At 33.0% G+C, this 23,400-nt stretch carries 20 protein-coding genes; 17 read left to right on the top strand and 3 right to left on the bottom strand.

Annotated elements, in window-relative coordinates; translation table 11 throughout:
- A partial coding sequence (locus ACJAX4_RS10965; RefSeq protein ID WP_435789501.1) for a helix-turn-helix domain-containing protein occupies positions 1–275 on the top strand: 275 nt, incomplete at its 5' end.
- Positions 276–387: 112 nt separating this feature from the next.
- On the opposite strand, the gene ACJAX4_RS10960 is transcribed toward ACJAX4_RS10965, so the two are convergent.
- Positions 388–1,743, bottom strand: a complete 1,356-nt coding sequence (locus tag ACJAX4_RS10960; RefSeq protein ID WP_435789500.1) for an AfsR/SARP family transcriptional regulator — start codon at positions 1,741–1,743, stop codon at positions 388–390.
- Complete coding sequence (locus tag ACJAX4_RS10955) at positions 1,740–3,296, bottom strand: amidohydrolase (RefSeq protein WP_435789499.1); 1,557 nt, start codon at positions 3,294–3,296, stop codon at positions 1,740–1,742. Before ACJAX4_RS10955 ends, ACJAX4_RS10960 begins: the two co-directional genes overlap by 4 nt.
- Positions 3,297–3,504: 208 nt before the next feature.
- Between ACJAX4_RS10955 and ACJAX4_RS10950 the strand changes: the two genes are divergently transcribed.
- The 9 genes from ACJAX4_RS10950 (at position 3,505) to ord (ending at position 14,988) form a co-directional block, all read left to right on the top strand.
- Positions 3,505–5,166 (top strand): M20/M25/M40 family metallo-hydrolase, encoded by a 1,662-nt coding sequence (locus ACJAX4_RS10950; RefSeq protein WP_435789498.1) that lies wholly within the window; start codon positions 3,505–3,507, stop codon positions 5,164–5,166.
- A gap of 63 nt (positions 5,167–5,229) precedes the next feature.
- The gene (locus tag ACJAX4_RS10945) at positions 5,230–6,630 is read left to right on the top strand and encodes an alanine/glycine:cation symporter family protein (RefSeq protein WP_435789497.1); all 1,401 of its coding nucleotides are present in this window, start codon (positions 5,230–5,232) and stop codon (positions 6,628–6,630) included.
- A gap of 433 nt (positions 6,631–7,063) precedes the next feature.
- Positions 7,064–7,354, top strand: a complete 291-nt coding sequence (gene ortA, locus ACJAX4_RS10940) for a 2-amino-4-oxopentanoate thiolase subunit OrtA (protein WP_435789496.1) — start codon at positions 7,064–7,066, stop codon at positions 7,352–7,354.
- A 42-nt stretch (positions 7,355–7,396) separates the two neighbouring features.
- Positions 7,397–8,809: a 2-amino-4-oxopentanoate thiolase subunit OrtB gene (gene ortB / locus ACJAX4_RS10935; protein WP_435789495.1), complete on the top strand. Its 1,413-nt coding sequence runs from the start codon at positions 7,397–7,399 to the stop codon at positions 8,807–8,809.
- Between the two features lie 14 nt (positions 8,810–8,823).
- Entirely contained in the window at positions 8,824–9,189 is a 366-nt protein-coding gene (locus ACJAX4_RS10930) for an ornithine aminomutase subunit alpha (protein ID WP_435789494.1), read from the top strand.
- A complete protein-coding gene (gene oraE, locus ACJAX4_RS10925) occupies positions 9,189–11,405 on the top strand; it encodes a D-ornithine 4,5-aminomutase subunit OraE (RefSeq protein ID WP_435789493.1) in 2,217 nt (738 codons plus the stop codon). The genes ACJAX4_RS10930 and oraE overlap by 1 nt, the downstream gene beginning before the upstream one ends.
- Positions 11,406–11,420: 15 nt before the next feature.
- Positions 11,421–12,806: a GlmL-related ornithine degradation protein gene (locus tag ACJAX4_RS10920; RefSeq protein ID WP_435789492.1), complete on the top strand. Its 1,386-nt coding sequence runs from the start codon at positions 11,421–11,423 to the stop codon at positions 12,804–12,806.
- Positions 12,807–12,824: 18 nt separating this feature from the next.
- Entirely contained in the window at positions 12,825–13,913 is a 1,089-nt protein-coding gene (orr, locus tag ACJAX4_RS10915) for an ornithine racemase Orr (RefSeq protein WP_435789491.1), read from the top strand.
- A 28-nt stretch (positions 13,914–13,941) separates the two neighbouring features.
- Positions 13,942–14,988: a 2,4-diaminopentanoate dehydrogenase gene (gene ord / locus ACJAX4_RS10910; RefSeq protein ID WP_435789490.1), complete on the top strand. Its 1,047-nt coding sequence runs from the start codon at positions 13,942–13,944 to the stop codon at positions 14,986–14,988.
- Between the two features lie 36 nt (positions 14,989–15,024).
- Here ord and ACJAX4_RS10905 read toward each other — a convergent pair whose 3' ends face one another.
- Entirely contained in the window at positions 15,025–15,216 is a 192-nt protein-coding gene (locus ACJAX4_RS10905; protein WP_435789489.1) for a hypothetical protein, read from the bottom strand.
- Between the two features lie 375 nt (positions 15,217–15,591).
- Between ACJAX4_RS10905 and ACJAX4_RS10900 the strand changes: the two genes are divergently transcribed.
- The 7 genes from ACJAX4_RS10900 (at position 15,592) to ACJAX4_RS10870 (ending at position 23,248) form a co-directional block, all read left to right on the top strand.
- The gene (locus ACJAX4_RS10900) at positions 15,592–16,809 is read left to right on the top strand and encodes a quaternary amine ABC transporter ATP-binding protein (protein ID WP_435789488.1); all 1,218 of its coding nucleotides are present in this window, start codon (positions 15,592–15,594) and stop codon (positions 16,807–16,809) included.
- Positions 16,778–17,620: an ABC transporter permease gene (locus ACJAX4_RS10895; protein WP_435789487.1), complete on the top strand. Its 843-nt coding sequence runs from the start codon at positions 16,778–16,780 to the stop codon at positions 17,618–17,620. Before ACJAX4_RS10900 ends, ACJAX4_RS10895 begins: the two co-directional genes overlap by 32 nt.
- Before the next feature lie 74 nt (positions 17,621–17,694).
- Complete coding sequence (locus ACJAX4_RS10890) at positions 17,695–18,597, top strand: glycine betaine ABC transporter substrate-binding protein (protein WP_435789486.1); 903 nt, start codon at positions 17,695–17,697, stop codon at positions 18,595–18,597.
- 247 nt (positions 18,598–18,844) lie between these two features.
- On the top strand, positions 18,845–20,011 hold the full coding sequence (locus ACJAX4_RS10885) for a galactokinase (protein WP_435789485.1): 1,167 nt from the start codon (positions 18,845–18,847) through the stop codon (positions 20,009–20,011).
- On the top strand, positions 20,008–21,036 hold the full coding sequence (locus tag ACJAX4_RS10880) for a LacI family DNA-binding transcriptional regulator (RefSeq protein WP_435789484.1): 1,029 nt from the start codon (positions 20,008–20,010) through the stop codon (positions 21,034–21,036). The genes ACJAX4_RS10885 and ACJAX4_RS10880 overlap by 4 nt, the downstream gene beginning before the upstream one ends.
- 96 nt (positions 21,037–21,132) lie before the next feature.
- Positions 21,133–21,714, top strand: coding sequence for a rhomboid family intramembrane serine protease (locus ACJAX4_RS10875; protein ID WP_435789483.1), 582 nt, complete (start codon positions 21,133–21,135; stop codon positions 21,712–21,714).
- A 172-nt stretch (positions 21,715–21,886) separates the two neighbouring features.
- Positions 21,887–23,248 carry an MATE family efflux transporter gene (locus ACJAX4_RS10870; RefSeq protein WP_435789482.1) on the top strand — a complete coding sequence of 454 codons (1,362 nt, stop codon included), beginning with the start codon at positions 21,887–21,889 and terminating at the stop codon, positions 23,246–23,248.
- Positions 23,249–23,400 lie beyond the last annotated feature (152 nt).

The following is a 23,400-nucleotide window of genomic DNA, read 5'->3' as shown; positions in this document are numbered from 1 at the left end:
CTGCAATAAATATGGCTGAAAACAATTCAATTCTAACGGAAAACTACTTTGATTCTAGAGTGGTATATGAAAATTGTAAAAATCATCAGGATATAATGTTAGACACGGAGGTAAACTTCGAGCTAGAAAATTATATGGATGGTATTGAAAAGAACATTATAGAAAAAATACTAAAAAAGAATAATTATAATGTTAGTAAAACAGCTAGACAACTTAGTATTTCAAGACAAAATCTGCAATATAAAATAAAAATACACAAATTAATAGAAAAATAGGTGGTATTGCTTATTATGTATGTAAAACATTTCAAATATTAAAAACACATAAATTTAGGCAATAGCTTAAACATATGTGTTTTTTATTTTACATTAAAAGGGCTTGTTATTCTTATACGTTAATAAACTCAATTCTCTCTTCATTCTTAAATTCCATTTTGAATAAATTGAACCTTTCATTATCCCAATTTGTATCATAAATAGAAAAAATCAAGAGATCCATATCCCTGCATTTTCTTGTCATAAATGATAGAAAGTCAATTGTTTCATTGTCAAGTAGGTGAAAGTTATAGATATTTAAAATCATCTTTATATCTTCAGCCTTATGAAGGGCATTACTTATGGACTGGAATAATGTGTATTTTCCAAGGTGATAATTATTCTTAATTTGATCTATTTCCAAAGCAATAGCTGTAGTATCAACCACGTCCTTTTTTTTCATTATAATATCTAAATATCCATCAAGTATTTCATATATTCCTTCATAAGGTACTCTTTTGCCTGGAAGATTGGCGACCATAGCTGTTACTGATATATTGTCAATTTTGATTTCATTAAGTATAGTGCTTATTTCTTCTATCCTTGAAAATGATTCAGTCATAAAAAATTTCAGGTGAATTCCTTTTTTAGATAAGTTGATATAGTGGCTCAATTCATTTTTTACTAAATCTTCGTGCTGCGGTTGTTGTAACAAGGGTTTTTTTTCTATTCTAATATGCTGATAAAGGTCTTGAATATCCTTTATTGGACTGATGTTTAGTTCCTCCCGAAGTTCGTCTTTTAATTTGTGGTACGTTTCGATGGCTGTTGTCCTATGCCCTGATATATTATATAAGTTCATTAGCCGATAATAAAGCTCTTCATGGAGTGGATGTATTTTTATTAGTTTGTTTATTGGAACAATTGCATCATCATAATACCCAAGCTTTTCATATTCTTTTGATAAGTTAATTTGTATATCAAAATACAATCGTTGATATTCTTCTCTTTCAAAAAAAAGCCAGTCGTAGAATGCAGGTGCATCTTTAATATGAAAATCTTTTAAAAAAGTGCCACCATACAAATTAGACGCTTCTTCCAGTAGCTTTATTTTTATAGGGGGGTCTATGTTACTACTTGTAGATTGGCTACATATTTTTTTAAATTGGGTTACATCTTGGGAATTCGTCTTATCGTCTGTAAACTTAATAGTATTTTTACTTGAATTAATTATATATACTTGGCTATGTCCATTTGACTTTAAAATTTTTCTTATAGCCCAGATGGTATATCTTAAACTGCTATTAGATGAATATACATTGCTGTCTCCCCAAAACATTTCCGTTAATTGTTCTCTATAATGTGTCTTATGCGGGTTCATCATAAGATAGCATAATAAGCCACATGCCTTTTGCGATAATGAAGAAGTAATAGATTGTCCATTTAATATAAAATCTAATTGTCCTAAGAACTTTGCGTTTAGACTCATAAAATCACTCCTAATAATGCATTATACAATATCTGTCCATTTTTAATTGTATACACGACCTTGGTGTCCTTTATGGAATTCGTATTAACATGTAATGGATTACTATCCAATACAACTATATCGGCCAGTTTATTTTCTTCAATGGTTCCTTTAATATTCTCCTCGAAAACACCGATTGCACCATTCAAAGTATACATTTTCAAGGCCTCATAAGGTGTGATTCTGGAGGCTACATTAGGATGGTTTACAGCGGCGTGAATACCCAAAAGGGGTTCGATAGGCATAACATCACTATCTGAACCTCCAGCAATAATAATGCCCGAATCCAATATTTTTCTAAAAGGGTCTGTTTGTAGCGCTCTTTCGGTACCCAACCTAACCTCGTACATTCCATTAGGTTCTCTAAAAAAATATTCATATGTAGGCTGCATAGATAATATTATTCCAAGTCTTTTGGCTCGCTTAATTTGACCAATAGTAGGTAATTCAAAGTGTTCAATTCTATGTCTATGGTCAATTCTTGGCTTTTTTATCAGCGCATTTTCGTAGGAATCTAAAAGCCTATCTATGGCCCTTGTGCCAACTGCGTGAATAGCTATCTGTAAGTTTTTTTCATGGGCATCTAAAATAATTGCATCTATTTCTTCCTGGGTAAAATACATTGTACCAATATTTTTTTTGTCATCGCTATAAGGCTCATACATTGCCGCATTGCTGGAACGAAAGGAACCATCAAGAAAAACATCTCCACCGAATCGTGGAAGATTAAATGCCAAGACTTTTTTTATATCCATTGTTTGATAAAAAACGGTTATATCTATTGGTAATTTAGATTTTTCGCCAAGAAGGAACTCCGCATGCCTGTCATGAAATAGGGAACCTCCCTCCATTGCAACGATGGAAGTAACCCCTTTTTGGAACGCCTTTTTCATAGTAATCTGAAGCCCTTGTGACTGTGCTTCATCAGATATCATTTCATACATTTTTTTTCTTGCGAGATGACTTGCATGGTGATAAAGTCTTCCCGTAAGAAAACCCTTAGAATCTTTTTCAAGTCCAATAACAGTAAACGGAAGATTAATTTTGTTCAAGGCACAGGAATTGACTGTTACAACATGAAAATCTAAACTGCTGATAAAAACAGGCTGATTGGGCACAACTTTATCTATATCATTTTTTGTTGGCAATACTCGTTTATCTAATTTAAATTCATCCAGTCTTATACCCCATATTACTTCTTGAGGCAATGATTGATCTCGCCTTTCTTTAATTAAGTCCAATACATCTTTAACGGACCTTGCCTCTTCAAAATTAATAGCTAGCTCATTTATGCAAGTGGGCATCAGATGTACGTGGGAATCAATAAATCCAGGTACAGCTGTTTTTCCACCAAGGTCAATAATTTTTGTGCTGGTTGAAATATATTTTTTGATTTCTTGATTACTGCAAACGGCCATTATTTTACCATTTCTAATTGCAACAGCCTCTTGCATGGAATTAGCAGCATTCATTTGAACAATTATACCGTTATAGAGAACCATATCTGCACTCAAAAATATTACCTCCGTCAATTTTATTTGTCTTGTGTTTAATCCATTACATATATATTCTACATGAATAATTAGTATCCCTTTAATAAATACTGAAAACGTAAACAAACGGAAATAATACGATGTACAAACTGTACAATAACTTTAAACTAATATTATTAATATAAGAATATTCAAAATATTCAACAAATATAGTTTGGAGGTGTTGCAAATGACGAATGTCATAATGAAAGACTCTGAGACAAAAATAAAAGAAACTCTATTAAATTTAATTTCTGTTCAAAGCGATACGGGGACATCACTTGAGAAGGATATTGAAAACTATCTATATGAGTGGTTGCAAAAATTAGATTATTTTCAAAACAACACAAATAACTTTGGGAAACATCCACTTAAGGACGATTCATTAGGTCGGTCTGTCGTATGGGGGCTTATTAAAGGAAATGGGAAGAAAACTGTTATTCTTCTTAATCATCATGATGTTGTAGATACTTATGATTATCAAACTTTAAGAGAATATGCTTATCATCCGGAATCATTGAGAGAAATGATCAATAAAGTTGAATTAGAAGAAGATGTAAAAGAAGATTTAAAAAGTGGAGAATGGATTTTCGCAAGAGGAGCTGCAGACATGAAGGCCGGTGTCGCAATTCAGTTGTCACTTATTGAACAGTTTTCAAAGCAACAAGACTTTAATGGCAATATTCTGTTTATATCGGTTGCTGATGAGGAATCTTTATCACTAGGGATGAGGAGTAGCGCAGATCTTCTGGAAAAAATCAGGACTAGGTTTAATTTGGAATATACTATCTTGATTGATTCAGAGCCTCACCAAAAGGAGGAGAACAACGTAGGCGTTTTTCACACGGGCTCTGTTGGAAAATTAATGCCAGTGGTGTATGTAAGGGGTAAAAAAACACATATCGGTGATATTTTTCAAGGGTTTAATCCACTCCTGCTATTATCTCAAATTGCTAGTGCAACGGAGCTTAATACGGATTTCTCAGATGTTGTAGGGGACGAAGTATCACCACCACCTTCATGGAGTTTTCTTAGAGATGGGAAAAAATGTTATGATGCTTCTATACCTGAATCTGCTGGTGGATATTTTAGTGTTTTAACATTGAAGCGAACACCAAATATAATACTAGACCAATTACTTGAAATTTCTAAACAAGCTTTTGAAAACGTTATAGGACAAATGAATGGAAACTACAGTAAATATCTATTGAAAAAAAATGTAGCCAATCATAGTCTTCCATGGAAAACCAATGTTAAAACTTTTGCACAAATATACAACGACGCCATTGAGCAATCTGGGGACAAATTTCTTAAAGACTATCATTTAACTATAGACAAATTAAAAGTGGACATAAAAAACAACATCATTAGTATGCCAGAAAGCAATCTAGCTCTGATTGATAAAACATTGGAATATATTATGGATAAGACTCCGATGGTTGTCATAGCATTTTCCCCACCGTATTACCCACATGTATCAATGAATGATTTTAAAGAATTAGATAAAAGCGTATCAGATATTGACGAAACTATAATTCGCATTGCGAGAGAAGTATGCGATGAAACTTACTGTAAAAGAAATTATTTTATGGGTATTTCTGATATGAGTTATGTAGCCTTGAATGAAAGCGAAAAAATAATACCACATATAGAATCCAATATGCCGCTTTGGGAAAATATGTATGATATCCCATTTGATTCGCTAAAACAATTAGCCATTCCAAGTATGAATATAGGACCCTGTGGAAAAGACCTGCATAAATTTACTGAAAGAGTTTTAGAACAAGACGTAATAAGACAGACTCCAAGATTATTATCAGGTGTAATTGATCATATATTAAAAAACGATTAATAACTATTTTCAAATCACTAGTTATTTTAGGCTAAAATATAAAATAAAAAGGGGATGTAGAGTATGCCAGAATCAATAGTAAACTTTGTTAATACTGCTACGGGTATAATATGGGGACCAGCAATGTTATTTTTACTGGTTGGCGGTGGATTATTTATCTCATTTAGGATTGGATTTGCACAAGTACGACATTTTAGATACATGTTTTCTCAAACTTTTGGTTCACTATTTAAAAAGAATAGTTCTAAGGGTGAGGGTACCATTACTCCTTTTCAAGCAGTTACATCAGAGCTTGCGTCCACGGTAGGTGCAGCAAATATTGTAGGTGTACCTGTAGCTATTTTCTTTGGAGGTCCCGGTGCAGTGTTTTGGATGTGGATGACAGCACTTGTAGGAATGGGAACAAAGTTCTCCGAAATTGTACTTGGTATAATGTATAGGGAAAAGAATGAAAAAGGTGATTATGTTAGTGGGCCAATGTATTACTTAAGAAATGGGTTAAAGTCTCCTTCGTTAGCAAATATATATTCTTTTCTATTTATGATAACAATTCTATGTGGAATTATGGTACAAGCCAATTCTGCAGCTGGTTCAGCAGTTACATTAGGAATAAGTCCAACTATTTCTGGAATTGTCATTACGCTTTTTGTAGGTTTAATAGTTGTCGGTGGAATTACAAGAATAGGCAAAATTTCAGAAAAGTTTGTTCCTATTATGGCAGGGTTCTATATATTAGGGTGCCTATTTATTATTCTTGGTAATTTAGGAACCGTCCCAGCAGTTTTTGCCTTAATTATGAAAGATGCATTTACGGGTCATGCCGCAGTAGGTGGTTTTGCTGGTAGTACAATTGTAATGGCAATGAGATTTGGAACTGCAAGAGGTGCATATTCCAATGAAGCCGGTATGGGAAGTGCTCCAATAGCTCATGCAGCTTCACAAACAGATCATCCTGTTAGACAGGGTCTATGGGGTATGTTTAGTGTATTTATGGATACCATCGTAATATGTTCAATGACAGCTTTTGTTGTACTGGCATCTGGCGTTTGGCAGGAAACTGGAGTAGAGGCATCCGCCATGACAGCAGTTGCATTCACTAATTTCTACGGTCCTATAGGGGGACTTGTCGTTAGTATTGCAGTATTGTTATTTGTTATTTCTACCATCTACGTAATTTTATACTTTGGAGAAACAATTGCTAATTATTTATTTGGATATAAATTTTCAATATTCATGCGATTCGTTTATTTGGCAGCATGTTTTATCGGTGCAGTCGGTGGTATGAAATTTCTATGGTTATTCTTAGATTTACTATTCGGTTTAGCAGTTATTCCCAACATGATTGGGCTAATACTACTATCGGGTGTTGTAGCTTCACAAACAAAGGAATTTTTCACTAGTGATGAATTCTATTTAAAAGATATTGCAGTCAAGAAAAATAAAAATAAAAATTTAAAAGCTTAATATTAGATTCACACTCTAATATATTGTAATTATAAAAGAGATTACAAATTTAATTAACCCTTAAAATATACCCTGTAAATAGATAAATTTAAAAGTCTATCTATAGGGTGTTTTTTTTGTAAATTAAAAAAAATTTTGAATACAAAATAGCGATACATAAACTAACGAAAGAAAAAGCAAAATTGCTTGCTATGCAAGCAAAATATTATGCATGTATAGCAAACTTAGTAAACACTGACACAACTAGATAATAACTAATTTAATTTCTATATTTTATAAAAATGCAGAATATTTTGCGTATAAAGAATACATGTAATTAAGGAATGGCTCAAATACATATGTTCTTCTTTGGCACGGTAATTGCTCTATATAAAAAAAGAGTATACGAATAAAGTGTTTTGAATAATGATTCTAAACTTTGGAGGGGGAAATTATGATAAAAAAAGGAACTTGGGTTGAAGTAGAAGAAATCGTTCTAGTGCCAGAGGATAGAGCGAAAAATATACCAGATGAGACAAAAAAAACGCCTCTTAAATGCTGGACACGAGGTAAGTGCATTAGTGAGTGTGAGCTGGGGAATGAGGTGCAAGTTGAAACTAATGTAGGCAGAATTGCCAGGGGTATAGTTGTGGATATAGAGCCTGGATATTATCATACTTATGGTAAATATGTTGAAGAAATAAGTAATATAGGAAAACAAGCTAGAACAATAATAGCACAATAGAATATTGATTTTAAGTCTAGTTTTAAGAGGAGGCTATAAAGTATGAGTAAATATGATGAGCTCATGAAACGAAAGAATGAAATAATCTTTAAATCTATCGGAATAGATTATAGTAAATATGAAACTGGTAAACTTTCATTTGATTATGAGAGACTTATGAGAGATGTTGAGTATTCATTTGAAGAAGTTAAAGATATTCAAAAGGAAGTGGGGGTAGGAAATACTCCACTTTTAGAACTTAAAAATATTACTAAGCTGGCGAGAAAGATTTCCAAAACTGGACATGCAGCTAGAATATTTGTTAAGGATGAAAGCTGTAACCCATCTGGAAGTTTTAAAGATAGGAGAGCATGTATATCTGTATTTGATGCTATGAAGAGAGGGTACAAAGGAGTAGGAGCTGCTACTTCGGGTAATTATGGTGCAGCAGTTGCGGCGCAAGCTAACATTAGAGGACTTAAATGTATAATAGCAAATGAATGTTATGATTCAAGAAAAGTAGGTCAGCCAGAAATATTAGAAAAAGGAAGAAAATGTGAGGGGTTTGGAGCGGAAGTTATTAGGCTTACTGTAGGACCAGAATTATTTTACACTTACCTCAAAATTTTAGAAGATACAAAATATTATAATGCTTCATTGTATTCATCATACGGAGTAGCAGGAATCGAAACATTAGGATATGAAATAGCAGCGCAGTGTCGAGAGAAATTAGGAAAGGATCCAGATGCGGTTATTATAACACACGCAGGTGGTGGAAATGTTACAGGGACTGCAAGAGGGCTTATAAAAGCAGGGGCTTCGGAAACAAAGATAATAGGAGCATCAGTGGACCTTTCTGGCCTTCATATGGCATCAGATATAGACTTTAATAAGAAATCATTTACTACGGGACATACAGGGTTTGGAATTCCATTTATGACTTATCCTGATAGATCAGATGTACCGAGAAGCGCTGCTAGACCACTAAGGTATTTAGACAGATATGTAAATACCACTCAAGGTGAAGTGTTTTGGATGACAGAAATATTGGCACAGCTTGAAGGACTAGAAAGAGGACCAGCAGGAAATGTCTCCTTAGTAGCGGCGTTTGCAATTGCTCAGGAATATGATGATGATGCCATAATAGTTGTACAAGAAACCGAATATACTGGAGCCGGTAAACATTTAATACCACAGCTTAATTTTGCTAAAGACAACGGAATTAAGGTTTATGTAGGTGATCCTAAAGAGCAAGTACCTGGGGTAAATATAGTAATTCCATCTCATCCATCAGTGGTTACAGTAACAGATATAGATATGGAAGGGCTAAAGAAATCCTACATGAAAAATGTAGCAAATAAATTAACAGATAATAAAGTTGAACAGGTTGATATTGATTTTTTATCTGCAGAAACAAAACTTAGCAGCGAAAAAATAGTAGAAATTTTAAATGGGTACAATGTTCAAATATGTTAGGAGGGAATTAATTTATGAAAAGAGAAGATGATTTTGAAAAAAGAAGTGAGCATTTAAAGGGACTAACAGAGGAACAACTATATGATAGATTTTGGGGTTTAACTGAAAAAGTCGTAAAACCAATTGTGGATTTAGCTTATACACATACGTCTCCTTCTATTGAAAGGTCAGTCGTTTTAAGAATGGGATTTTCAAGCCTTCAGGCAAAACCATTAATTGATTATGGTACAAAATACAACTTACTAGGAAAAGGTATTGGGAATGTTATTTTAACTTATGCAAAGTTAAAGGACATGGAATACCTTAATGCAGGAGGAGAATTAGCTAAAGGTATAGGCTGGGATACTGTATCAGAAAAAATGAAGGGAAGTGACAAGTAATGGTTGAAAAGTTAGAAGAGAATGTAAAACTTAATGTAGAAGAAATTTTAAAAGACTTAGATAAGTATGAACCGAAATGGAGGGGTTGGCACTGGAGAGAAGAAAATAAAGAAGGAAAAGTGGGCGAATTCACTTATCATGAAATATCAGCTCCACTAAAGAAAAGTCATGGGCTCCCAGCATCAAGAAGTTTTGAAGGTATAGACCCTCAACCAAGACCTGTTATTACAACTGAAATAGCTTCGGGAAGATTTGAAGATGATATAAGAAGAATGAGAATGTCAGCCTGGCATGGTGCGGATCATTTAATGGTAATAAGGACAATGGGACAAAGCCATTTTGATGGACTACTAGAAGGTAGCCCAGAGGGTATAGGCGGCGTACCAATAACTAGAAAAGAAGTTAGAGCAACAAGAAAAGCTATAGATTTAATAGAAGAAGAAGTAGGAAGAAGAATTAATTTCCATTCCTATGTATCCGGTGTGGCTGGTCCTGATGTAGCAGTTATGTTCGCCGAAGAAGGTGTTAATGGAGCGCATCAAGATCCTCAATACAATGTACTCTATAGAAATATTAATATGCATAGATCTTTTGTCGATGCAGCAGTTGCAAAAGGTGTAATGGCCTTTGCAGAAATTCTTCAAATTGATGGTGCACATAACGCTAATGCAACAGCTATGAAAGGCTATAAAGTAATGCCAGAACTTATGGTGCAACATGCTATAAATTCTTGTTTTTCAGAAATGGTAGGAATGAAACCGGAAAATATTGCTCTTTCAACTGTACCACCTACTTCAGCACCAGCTCCTTGTATGAGATATGACTTGCCTTATGCAGTAGCACTTAGACATTTCTTTCAAAAATACAAAATGAGAGCTCAGATGAATACAAAATATGTAGAATCTTGTGAAAGAGAAGCTACAGTTGGTCATACGCTTAATTTATTAATTTCAGAATTAACTTCTGTTGATATTCAAAGTACTATAACTCCTGATGAAGGCCGTAATGTTCCATGGCATTATAATAATATTCATGCTATAAATACTGCAAAACAGTCGTTTTTAGGTATGGATGGACTAATGGACATGATAGAACTTAAGAAAACAGGGTATTTGCCTGAAAAAGCTAGAGAAATAGAAGAAAGAGCTATATTGTTCCTTGAAGAAATGATAGAGGTAGGAGGATACTTTAAAGCAGTTGATTCAGGATTCTTTATAGATTCAGGAGAGTATCCAGAAAGAAATGATGACGGTATTTCAAGAAAGATGGACGGCGGAGATGCTGTGGACACAATAGTTGAAAGAGAAGAAGATTATTTCGCACCTGTTTGTGGTCATTTTGGATTTAATAATGTACCAAGTGAATATGATAAAGCTTGCGACCCAATTTCAGAATGTACATTATGTGACCACTCTAAAATTCAGTATATCGATGAATTAGATGAGAATGATAATGTATTTAAGAGAATGGAAAAGGTTAAAGAAGATGGAACTGTGGTTCCTGAAGTTCAATGGGCAAAAGATGGGTATGTAAAAATTACACTATTTATTCCTGAAAATGAGCAGATTGCTGAATCGGCAGCAATTGAAATGGGTAAGAGAATGAATCTTAAAGATGTAGAAATTCTTCATAAACAAGTATTACAAAAGTCTGAAGGTTGTCTTGTAGAAATCAAGGGTGTTTGCGATTTTACTCCTGTAAGAAGAGATGAATTAGTACTTCCCAAGAGAAGAAAAGTGCTAACAAATCAAGTTATGAAGGATTACGTAAAAGAGCACCCAATAAAAGTTGCAGCTGCAACAGTTGGTGAAGATGAGCATTCAGTTGGACTAAGAGAAGTTATAGATATAAAACATGGTGGTATTGAAAGATTTGGTATAGATGCGCTTTATCTTGGAACTTCATGTCCGATAGAAAAATTGGTAGATGCAGCAATAGAATCAAAAGCTCAAGCAATATTATGTAGTACAATCATTTCTCATAATGATGTGCATATAAAGAATATGAGAAAGCTTAATGATCTTTGTATAGAAAAAGGAGTAAGAGATAAGATTATACTTATTTCAGGTGGTACACAAGTAACAGATGAAATAGCTAAAGCAAACGGTATGGATGTTGGATTTGGACGTGGATCAAATGGTTCACATGTTGCCTCTTTCGTAATAAAAAGGTTAATGGGTATTCCTGATAATGAAGAAGAAGAGGAACAAGCATAAAAGGAGGAGATTCTTGTGAAGGTAGATTATCTAGTTGCTGAAATAGGCAGCACCACTACTTTGGTTACAGCTTTTAATATAGCTTATGATGAGAAGGGACAGGTTGTTGTAAAAATACCTTTTCAAGGTAAAAGCTGTACTACAGTTTTAGATGGTGATGTAACTATAGGACTCAAAAACGCAATAAAAGATATAGAAAATCAAGTACAGGAGTCAATTACATGGGAAAAGATGCTGGCTACTTCAAGTGCTGCAGGAGGACTTAGAATAACGGTTCACGGTCTTATGGAACAAATGACTGTTAAGGCTGCTAGAGAAGCTGCGCTTGGTGCTGGTGGCATCATAAAGATGGTTACTGGTGGTAAGATGCGAAAAAGCGATATAAAGAGAATACATGATATAAATCCCAATATGATAATGATTGCTGGAGGTACGGATTACGGCGAAAGAGAAACATCTCTTTATAATGCGGAACTTATAAGTTCAGAAAAGTTTAATATACCTATTGTGTACTGTGGAAATATCGAAAATCAGGAAGAAATAAAAGATATATTTGAAGGGCAAGAAATTTATCTAATTGATAATGTTTACCCAATGATAGATACTCTAAATGTGGAACCTGCAAGAAAAATAATACAAGAAGCCTTTGAGAAAAATATTGTAAAAGCACCTGGAATGAATAAGATAAAAGAAATGGTAAATGGAAGCATAATGCCAACTCCAGGAGCAGTTATGGAAAGTTCAAAAGTTTTATACGATATCATAGGTGACTTAGTAGTTTTTGATGTTGGTGGCGCTACCACTGATGTACATTCAGTTACAGAGGGAAGTACTGTAGTTTTAGATATGCTAATAAATCCTGAACCAAAGGCTAAAAGAACTGTAGAAGGAGATCTTGGAGTTTTTATTAACAGTAAAAATGTACTAGATTTACTTGACTCCAGAGATCTTGGCGAATTTACTAAGGAATATATTAAGCAACACATAAAACCTATACCTACAGAAATGGATGATATAAATGCAAGCAGCCTGCTAACAAAAAAAGCTCTAGATGTTGCAATAGATAGACATGTAGGATTTATAAAAAGAAAATATGATGGAGAAAGTGGTTTTGTGGCATATGGTAAGGATTTATCTGAGGTTAAATATATAATAGGTACTGGAGGGGCGCTTACAAGACTTCCTAAGGGGACAGACCTACTACTAGAAATAAGATACTTAAAGGATGAAGTTACAATGTTACCTAAAAAAGGTGCTGTGGTACTCCTAGATAAAAACTATATTATGGCCTCAGCAGGAGTTTTAAGTAGAGAAAATAAAGGAGTAGCCAAAGCACTATTAATTCAAAGTTTAGGAATAACAGTGGATATGGAAATCAATGAAGTGAGCAACGAAGTATAGAAAAAGGAGAGTATCCATATGAAAAAGACTTATCCATGTGTGGAAGTAGACTTAGCAAAATTAACACACAACGTAAAGAAAGTCCTAGCAATGTGTAATGAAAAGCATATAAATGTTACCTCTGTAACTAAAGTGTTTTGTGCCAATAAGCCAATTGTTGAGGCTATACTTCGCGCTGGAGTCAAATCTGTTGCGGATTCTAGAATTATGAATTTAAAAAAAATAAACGATTTAAATTGTAACAAAATGATGCTTAGAATTCCAATGATAAGTGAAGCATATGAGGTTGCAAAGTATAGCGATGTAAGTCTTAATTCTGAGCTTGCTACAATTGTGAATCTGGGGGTAGCTGCAAAGGATTTAAATAAAATTCATAATATTATACTTATGGTAGATTTAGGGGATTTAAGAGAAGGAGTACTCATTGAGGATGTAAGTTCTATTGTTAAAGAAATAATAAAGATAGATAACATTAAATTAATAGGTCTTGGGACCAATCTTACTTGTTATGGGGGGGTAATTCCTGAACGAGAAAACTTAGGAGTACTTATAAAATTAAAAGAAGAAATGGAAAAAACCTTTGGACTTAGTTTACCTGTGATTTCTGGAGGGAACTCTAGCAGTCTATATATGGTTATGAATGATACTATGCCAAATGAAATTAATCAGCTTAGGATTGGTGAATCAATAGTTCTTGGTAGAGAAACTGCTTATGGACTCCCAGTACCTAATTGCTATGAAGATTCTTTTATATTAAAGGGTGAGATAATTGAATTAAAAAGCAAACAAACATTGCCAAGAGGAACTATAGGAATGGATGCTTTTGGTAATAAACCAGATTTTGAAGATAAGGGCATAAGAAAAAGAGCTATTATAGCAGTAGGGAGACAAGATATAAGACTTGAAGGATTAACTCCAATGGACGGGAAAATAAGTATTTTTGGTGCAAGTAGCGATCATCTAATTTTGGATGTAACTGATAGTGAAAAGGATTTAACTGTGGGGGATATCGTAGATTTTAAAATAGATTATGGTTGTCTTTTAGCGGCCATGACTTCCCCTTATATTGAAAAATATTATAATAATGAAGTAAATTATATAGATTAAAGTTTAAAATTATGAGGAGGAAAATATTATGAAAAACAAGATAAGAGTTGTAGTTTGGGGACTTGGTGTTATGGGAAGTGGTATTGCTTCAATGGTACTTAGTAAACAAGGATTTACTATTGTAGGTGCTATTGACATGGATCCGAGTAAAGTTGGTAAAAAACTTTATGAAGTATTAGGAGTTTCCGCTAATGAAGATAATTCTTGCATCGTTACAAAAAATGCTGAAGATGTTATAAAGAAAGGTTATGCAGATGTTTGTCTTATGGCTACAGCTTCATTTACAAAAGTTGTATTTCCATTAATAAAAATGGCGGCAGAAGCTGGCATGGATATTGTAACAACTGCTGAAGAAATGTCCTACCCAAGAGCACTAGATCCAGAACTATCCGATGAAATGGATAGAATTGCTAAAGAAAATAAAGTTTCCATATTAGGAACCGGAGTAAATCCAGGATTCATAATGGATTTAGTGGCTATAATGCTTACAGGAGTTAGTGATACAGTTGAAAGTATTAATGCTACGAGAGTTAATGATTTAGCTTGCTTTGGTAAAGCAGTTATGGTTGAGCAAGGTATTGGACTAAAGGAAGAAGAATTTATACAAGGGGTTAAAGACAATACAATAGACGGACACGTTGGATTCTTACAGTCCTTTGGAATGTTTGAAGAGGCTTTTAATATTAAGTTAAATAATATTAGACAAGAAAAATCACCAATACTTACAACTATTCCACGTAGCACAGATATTGTTTCGGTAAAGGCTGGAGATGTTGCTGGATGTAAACAATTAGGATTTGCTGATTTAGGAGACAAAACGTTTATAACAATGGAACATCCTCAACAGATAAAACCTGAAATGGAAAATATTGATACGGGGGATTATATTACAATTAAAGGAGTTCCAAACTTGAATCTTCAAATAAAACCTGAAATACCAGGAGGGATTGCTACAGTAGCTATATGTGTTAATATGATTCCACTTGTAATGAATTCAGAGCCGGGCCTTAAAACAATGCTTGATTTACCAGTTCCAAGAGCTATTCTCGGAGATGTTAGAAATTCAATAAAATAATAATTAGGAGGAGCGTATGCTCCTCCTAATTATTATTTATTCTTTATAATTTGAAAGTGTAGTGGTAGCATTTTTTAAAGCTCCGTCTACAGAAGTCAAAGTATTTTGAATTTGTTGTTTGTTCTCAGGTTTCTCTACTGAGCTGAGAGCAGTGTTTAAACAATCTTTTGCTGTTTGAAGATGATTTGTAACATCTTGAACGTGTTGTTTAGCATTTTTTGTTTGCATAAAATTATACCTCCTTGGTTTCATATAAATTAATACGAAGTTAGCATTAGCTATTAGTCGTAAAAAAATACATAAATAAAAACAATATTTACACTATCAACATTACTTCTATTTATTAAATTTATGATATGCTATTAACCGTATAAATTATTATTAATGGTATAAACTAAAACAATATTTATAAATATATTAATAGAGTTTATATTAATAGAGTTTATATTAATATCGTTTATATTAATATGGATAATTTGTGTCGATATTTATGTAAAAGTTGAATTTAATACATAAATATGGTATTATAAAGCTATACGGTATTAAACAGAGGCATTATTTTACATTTAGTAACGTAGCTTAACTAATAAAAGAGGTGGATAAATGTTAAAGATTGAAGTTAAAGGATTGACCAAAATATTTGGTAAAAACCCTAAACATGGGATTAAACTTTTACAAGAAGGAAAGTCAAAAACAGCTATTCTAAAAGAAACTGGAATGACGGTAGGTGTAAATAGAGTATCTTTTGACGTGAATGCCGGAGAAGTTTTTGTAATTATGGGATTGTCAGGAAGTGGTAAGTCAACTCTTGTTAGATTAATTAATCGCCTAATTGAGCCAAATGCAGGTAGTGTTTTAGTAGATGGTGAAGATTTAGCGAAGATGGATAAAAACAAACTAAGACAAACCAGAAGAAAGAAACTAAGTATGGTTTTTCAAGGATTTGGATTATTTCCGCATCGTACAATATTAGAAAATGCAGGATATGGACTGGAAGTACAAGGAATGAAGAAAAGTGAAATTCAAGAACTTGCTCGTAAATCACTAGAAATGGTAGGACTTGTAGGATATGCAGATCAATTTCCTAGTCAATTATCAGGAGGAATGAAGCAAAGGGTAGGGCTTGCTAGAGCGTTAGCTAATGATCCAGATATTCTACTCATGGATGAAGCATTTTCAGCACTAGACCCACTGATTCGTAAAGAGATGCAAGATGAACTTTTAGGATTACAATTAGCTATGCATAAAACAATTATATTTATAACTCACGACTTAGATGAAGCACTTAAAATTGGAGATAGAATTGCAATAATGAAAGATGGAATAATTGCACAGATTGGTACTCCAGAAGAAATCATGACGAATCCTGCTGATGATTATGTTAGAAAATTTGTTGAGGACGTAGATAGATCAAAGGTTTTCTCAGCACAACATGTTATGAAGCATCCAGAAACTATAGAGGTAGAAAAGCATGGTCCTCGAGTTGCGCTACAACGCATGAAACAAGCTGGAATTTCAAGCATTTATGTTGTTAATAAAAATAGAGAGTTACTAGGCGTTGTAACTGCAGATGCTGCATCAGAAGCTGTAAAAAATGGAACTAAAGATATTTATGACGTTATGATTACAGATGTTCCTGTAGTTGCTCCAGATTTATCATTAAATGATTTATTTGAGATAATACACAATTCACCTGTACCAGTAGCTGTTGTTGAAAATAAGATATTAAAAGGAATTATAGTTCGAGGTGCAGTACTTGCGGCTCTTGCAGGAAATGAGGTGAATATAGATGACACAAATACCACAACTACCAATAGTTAAATGGGCTGACATGCTTGTAGCATGGTTAAGAGAAAATGCTCAATGGTTTTTTGAACCAATTAAAGAGGGGCTTGATGGAATTATATCTGGTTTAAGTGATACGTTAATAGCTATACCACCATTAGTTTTTATTCTACTTGTGGTAGCATTAACTATATTTTTAACTGGGAAAAAATGGGGATTATCTGCGTTTGCTCTAATAGGATTACTGTTAATACAAAATCTTGGATATTGGGAACAAACTATGCTTACTCTTTCCTTGATATTAACAGCTAGTATAATTTCAATTATAATTGGAATTCCTCTTGGAGTCTGGATGTCGAAAAATAAAACAGTTCAAAATATAGTAACACCTGTATTAGACTTTATGCAGACTATGCCTGCTTTTGTTTATTTAATACCAGCTGTTTCTTTTTTTGGAATAGGAATGGTACCAGGAATCATTGCATCTGTTATATTTGCCATGCCACCAGTTGTAAGATTAACTGATCTTGGTATTCGTCAAGTTTCGGAAGAATTAATTGAAGCAGCCAATGCCTTCGGGTCAACACCAACTCAAAAACTATTCAAGGTTCAACTTCCACTTGCCAAAAATACAATTATGGCAGGGGTTAACCAAACAATCATGTTATCACTATCTATGGTTGTTATAGCTTCAATGATTGGTGCTGATGGATTAGGTGTTGAAGTTTTTAGAGCAGTAACGAGAAATGAAGCCGGACAAGGTTTTGCTTCGGGCCTGGCTATTGTTATATTAGCCATGATACTTGATCGTATAACTCAAGCGCTAAATAAAAAAAGCAATTCTTAAACAATTAACTCATATGTATTAATTTTATGAATTAGCAAATTAATACATATATAATATAAGGAGGAGATACAATTATGATTAAAAACAATTTAAAGAAACTTGGTGTGGTCGCTTTTAGTATAGCAGCCCTAACTTTTGTTGGGTGTAGTGCTAATAACAGCGGTGAAGAAACAAAAAAAGCTGACCAAACTTACGGTGAGCAAATGGATTATAAGATTACAGGCATAGACGCTGGTTCAGGCGTAGTGCAAGCTGCTGAAAAAGCTATGGAAGATTATAATACAAAATTCACTGTACAAACTAGCTCAGGTGCTGCTATGACACAAGCACTTGCAGATGCTTATGAAAATGAGGAGCCAATTATAATTACTGGTTGGTCACCTCACTGGATGTTTAGTAAATATGACTTAAAGTACTTAGAAGACCCTAAAGGTTCTTTTGGTGAGGCTGAACATATAAGCACAGTTGTACGTAAAGGCTTAAAAGAAGATATGCCTAATGCTTATAAAATATTAGACGAATTTGCTTGGACCCCTGCAGATTCGGAAGCTGTTATGCTTAAAATCAATGCTGGAGAAGATGCAAAGGAAACTGCAAGACAATGGATTACTGACAATACAGATAAAGTAAGTAAATGGACTGAAGGTGCAACAAAAGTAGATGGCGAAGAAATTAAGCTTGCTTATGTTGCTTGGGATACAGAAATTGCATCTACTAATGTAATTGGATTAGCGCTTGAAGATATGGGATACGATGTTAAACTTACTCAAGTAGACGCAGGCCCTATGTATGCAGCGGTATCTACTGGAGATGTAGATGCTATTGTTGCAGCATGGTTACCAGCAACTCAAGCTAAATATATGAAAGACTACGAAGGTAAAATAGAAGACCTAGGCGCAAACCTAGAAGGAGCTAAAATAGGTTTAGTTGTTCCATCATATATGGACATTAATTCTATAGAAGATTTGGCTAAATAGAATAGTAATTTAAAATAGGCCCTTCAAGGGCCTATTTTTTAGTTTAAAGATAATATGAGGTGGATTAACAATTAGTTCAAAGGATGCTTACTAAAATAGTATTGTATAAGTAAAATATATATGCTACGATAGAATAATAAAAGAAAAGGTTTTCTATACGATTTTAGTATGAACAATAAACAAATTAATGACAAATTTAACAATTATTATATAAAATATACTACTAAATAATTTGGAGGGTAATAATATGAATATTAAAAAACTTCATGAAGAATTCATAAAGATTTACGGGTATGAAAGTGAATGTACATTTTTTTCGCCTGGAAGAATAAATCTTATAGGTGAACACATTGATTACAATGGTGGTTTTGTTTTTCCTTGTGCTTTAGATTTTGGGACTTATGGATTAGTTAAAGTAAGAGATGACAAAAAAGTTAATTTTGCATCTACAAATTTTGATTTGAAGGTTACCTCAGATTTGAACCATTTAAAATTTGCTGAAGTGGATGATTGGGCTAATTATCCCAAAGGTGTAATAAAAATTATGATGGATAACGGATATGATGTTAAAGGCATGGACATTTTAATAAGTGGTAACATACCAAATGGTGCTGGATTATCCTCTTCGGCGTCACTAGAAGTTCTTACAGCTGAAATTGTTAACAATCTATTTAATAACAGTAGTATTGATAAGATAGAAATAGCAAAAATGTCACAAAAGGCTGAAAATGATTTTGTAGGTGTCAATTGTGGAATTATGGATCAATTTGCAATTCGAATGGGCAAAAAAGCGAAAGCTATTCTGCTAAATTGTGAGACATTAGAATATGATTATGCAGATGTTAATCTTTTAGATTGTGATATTGTAATAATGAATACGAATAAAAGGCGAGCACTTAATGAATCAAAATATAATGAAAGAAGAGCTGAATGTGACAAAGCACTTGAAATAATTAAAACTGTAAAAGACATAAAAAATATATGTGAATTGAAACCAGAAGAATTTGATGAAATAGAGAATTTATTTACAGATAAAAAAATTAAAAATAGAGCAAAGCATGCAGTATATGAAAATGCAAGAGTAATCAGCGCATTTAATTGTTTAAATAAGGGGCAACTTATGGAATTTGGAAGGCTACTTGTGGAATCTCATCATTCATTAAAACATTTATATGAAGTTACAGGAAAAGAACTTGACACTATTGTAGAAGAAGCGTTGATTACAGATGGTTGCATAGGTGCAAGGATGACAGGTGCTGGTTTTGGAGGATGTGCTATTGCATTAGTAAGAAAAGATAGCATAGAGTCGTTTACCATTAGAGTGAAATCTAATTATACAAAAAGGATTGGTTACGAGCCAAGTTTTTATTCAACAGGAATTGGTGAAGGAACTCATAGAGTAGAAACACAATGAAAGCCCATATAAGAGATGTTGCAAGGGAAGCGAATGTTTCTATGAGTACTGTATCAAGAGTAATAAATAAAAATTATCCTGTTAAGGAAGAAACCAGAATTAGAGTCGAAATAGCTGTGAAAAAGCTTGATTTTAGTCCTAATACTTTGGCAAGATCGTTAATTAGTCAAAATACAAAAACAATAGGTATATTAGTTCCGAGTATAAACAATATTTTTTTTCCAACTGTAATTAAAGCAATCGAACATAACCTCAGGATAAACGGTTATTCAATTTATCTTTGTGATACAGATGATGATGCTGCTGAAGAGATAAATTATATAAAATCCCTTATGGGAAGACAAGTAGATGGGATTATAGTCATCGATCCTAAAACTGAAAATATGAAAGATGGTTACTATGAAGCAGTGAGTAAGGATATACCACTAGTTTCAATTAATGGATACAATAATAATATCAATTGTAATTTCGTATTAAATGATGAAGTTAGTGGCGCAAGACAGGCCATGCGATATCTTTTAGAACTTGGGCATAAAAATATAATATTTGTAAGGGGAAGAGAAAGTTATTCATATGATATAAAAGAGGATGTCTATAATAAATTCATGGAAGAAAATAATTTAACTTCACTAAAGAACATTATAGATATCGGTGAAGGAAATAGTTATAAAACTGTGGATGGCACAATGGATATAATGAGTAATGAATTAAAACGACTCAAAGCACCTTTAGCTATATTTGCTTGTAATGATTTAATGGCCCTTGGAGTTATGAACGCATGTAAAATAATGAAATTTGATGTACCTAAGGATATTTCGATAGTTGGATTTGATAATAGCTACATTTCAAGCATAGTTGAACCAAAAATTACAACGGTAGATCAAAACATGTATTTGCTTGGAGAAAATGCTGCAAAAATGCTTTTAGACTTGATTTATAATGGTAATGAGAAAGCTCGCAGAGTAAAATTAAAAACGCAACTTATTATAAGAAATACTTGTAGTACCGTTAGGGATGATTTGTAAGCAATTGACTTATGCTAATAGTTCATTCATAATAAAAGAGTAACTTTTTTTTATTTAAGTTACTCTTTTATTATGAATTTAAACGGAGGATAAAAAATGCTTAATAAATTTAATAAAATACAATATAATTCACCGGTGATATTAACATTTACTTTTTTATCACTTGCTAGCTATTTGTTAGGTTACTTAACTAATGGAACATCGACTTCATTTTTATTTTCAAATTATAGAACCTCACTTTTAGACCCCTTGCAGTATGTAAGGCTTTTTTCTTATATATTAGGTCATGCTAATTGGGCTCACTTTTCAGGTAATTTTATAATAATTTTAATAACTGGACCTATGCTAGAAGAAAAATATGGATCAAAAATTTTAGTGCAGTTAATACTCATAACCGCTTTTGTTACAGGAGTAATACATACTGTTTTCTCTGGTAGCGCACTCCTTGGAGCCAGTGGCATTGTTTATATGTTTATTATACTGAGCTCCTTTACAAATGCTGAAAAAGGAAAAATTCCACTAACTTTAATAATAGTGTTTTTCGTATTTATTGGAAGAGAAATATTTGGAGGCGCATTTGCTCAAGATAATATATCTCAACTTGCCCATATTATTGGTGGACTTTGCGGAGCGTTATTTGCTTTTAAAATTAAACATATAGAAAAGCTAAATAATTAAGAAAAGAGTGGGTTATCCCCTGTGTAGGGGTAATCTACTCTTTATTTTGTCTTCATTTTAATTATTTATGTAATTTCATAAATTAATTATAGCTTTTTTTATTAATATTAATGATAACTGAAAATAAAAACATATGATATACTATAAAGATATAGAAGATGGAGGAAGTTTTATGAATGCAACAAATGAATTAGGAACGCAGCGAATAGGCAAATTACTTTTTAAGTTTTCAGTGCCGGCTATAACCGGAATGATTGTAAATGCACTATACAATATTGTAGATAGAATTTATATAGGGCATATTAAGGATGTAGGGTCTTATGCACTTTCAGGACTTGCTATCACCTTTCCAATTTCAGTTATTATAATGGCGTTTGGAATGCTTATTGGTATAGGCGCTAGTGCGGTGATATCCATAAGGCTAGGAGAAAAACACACGGATGCTGCAAATAACATTTTGGGGAATGCACTTATACTTATAATAATAATATCATTAGTACTTAGTTTAATAGGGGTTTTATTTCTAGATGAATTTTTGATTTTATTTGGGGCAAGTGAAAATAGTATTCCCTATGCAAAAGCATACATGCAAATTATACTTATGGGAGCTGTTTTTCAAAATATAGGATTTGGCATTAACAATATAATTCGAGCTGAGGGTAATCCGAAAATGGCAATGATTACAATGGTGTTTGGTGCAATTATTAATATTATATTAGATCCCATATTAATATTCGGTTTTAGTATGGGAATTCAAGGTGCAGCAATAGCGACTTTAATTTCTCAAGTTTTTAATACATTATGGGTTATGAAATATTTTATATATAAAAACAGTGGAAGTATTCTTAAGATAAAAAAAGAAAATTTAAAACTCCGTCTATATATTATAAAAGACATTTTGGCAATTGGGATTTCACCTTTTTCTATGCAAATAGCATCAAGTGCTGTAGTTGTTTTATATAATAGGGGACTGTATGCTTATGGAGGGGATATAGCAATAGCTGCAATGGGAATACTAAATAGCATATCAATGCTTATTTTTATGCCGATTATTGGAATAAGTCAAGGGATTCAGCCTATAATAGGTTATAACTATGGGGCGAAATTGTATCCTAGGGTTTTAAAGGTTTTAAAGCTTGCCATAGCTTTCGGCACTTTAATTGCTGTAATTGGATTTCTAGGAATACAGATGTTTGCTAAACCTATAATAGGTTTGTTTGTAGGTGATAATCCCGATATAATAAATCTAGGTGCACGAGGAATCAGAATTGATTTAATGTTTTTACCTATTTTAGGATTTCAGCTTTTGGGAGCAAGTTTTTTTCAGGCAATAAATGAGGCTAAAATTTCGATGATTTTAAGTATATTAAGACAAGTAATAGTGCTCATACCGCTTATTCTTATACTTCCACTATTTTTCGGATTAGATGGAATATGGCTTTCACAACCGGTTGCAGATTTGATTGCAACAGCGTTAACAGCATTATTTCTTTATATAAGTATTAAAAAGCTCAAATATAGTACTAAGATTTGAACATAAATTGGAAAATATCAATTATAGTATGTCAAGCATTTTTGAAAATGTCCCAATAAACGTTAAACATTAGCACCAGTTTTTCTGGTGCTTTTACTTTATAATCCATTTTGTTTATGGGGTCAATTAATAAATCTCGAGTTATCTTTCAA

The sequence above is a fragment of the Clostridium sp. genome (genome assembly GCF_051278035.1).
In the GTDB taxonomy this organism is placed as follows: Bacteria; Bacillota; Clostridia; order Clostridiales; family Clostridiaceae; genus Clostridium_AD.
Note: the sequence above shows the minus strand (reverse complement) of the source record. Positions and strands in the feature narration are given on the sequence as shown.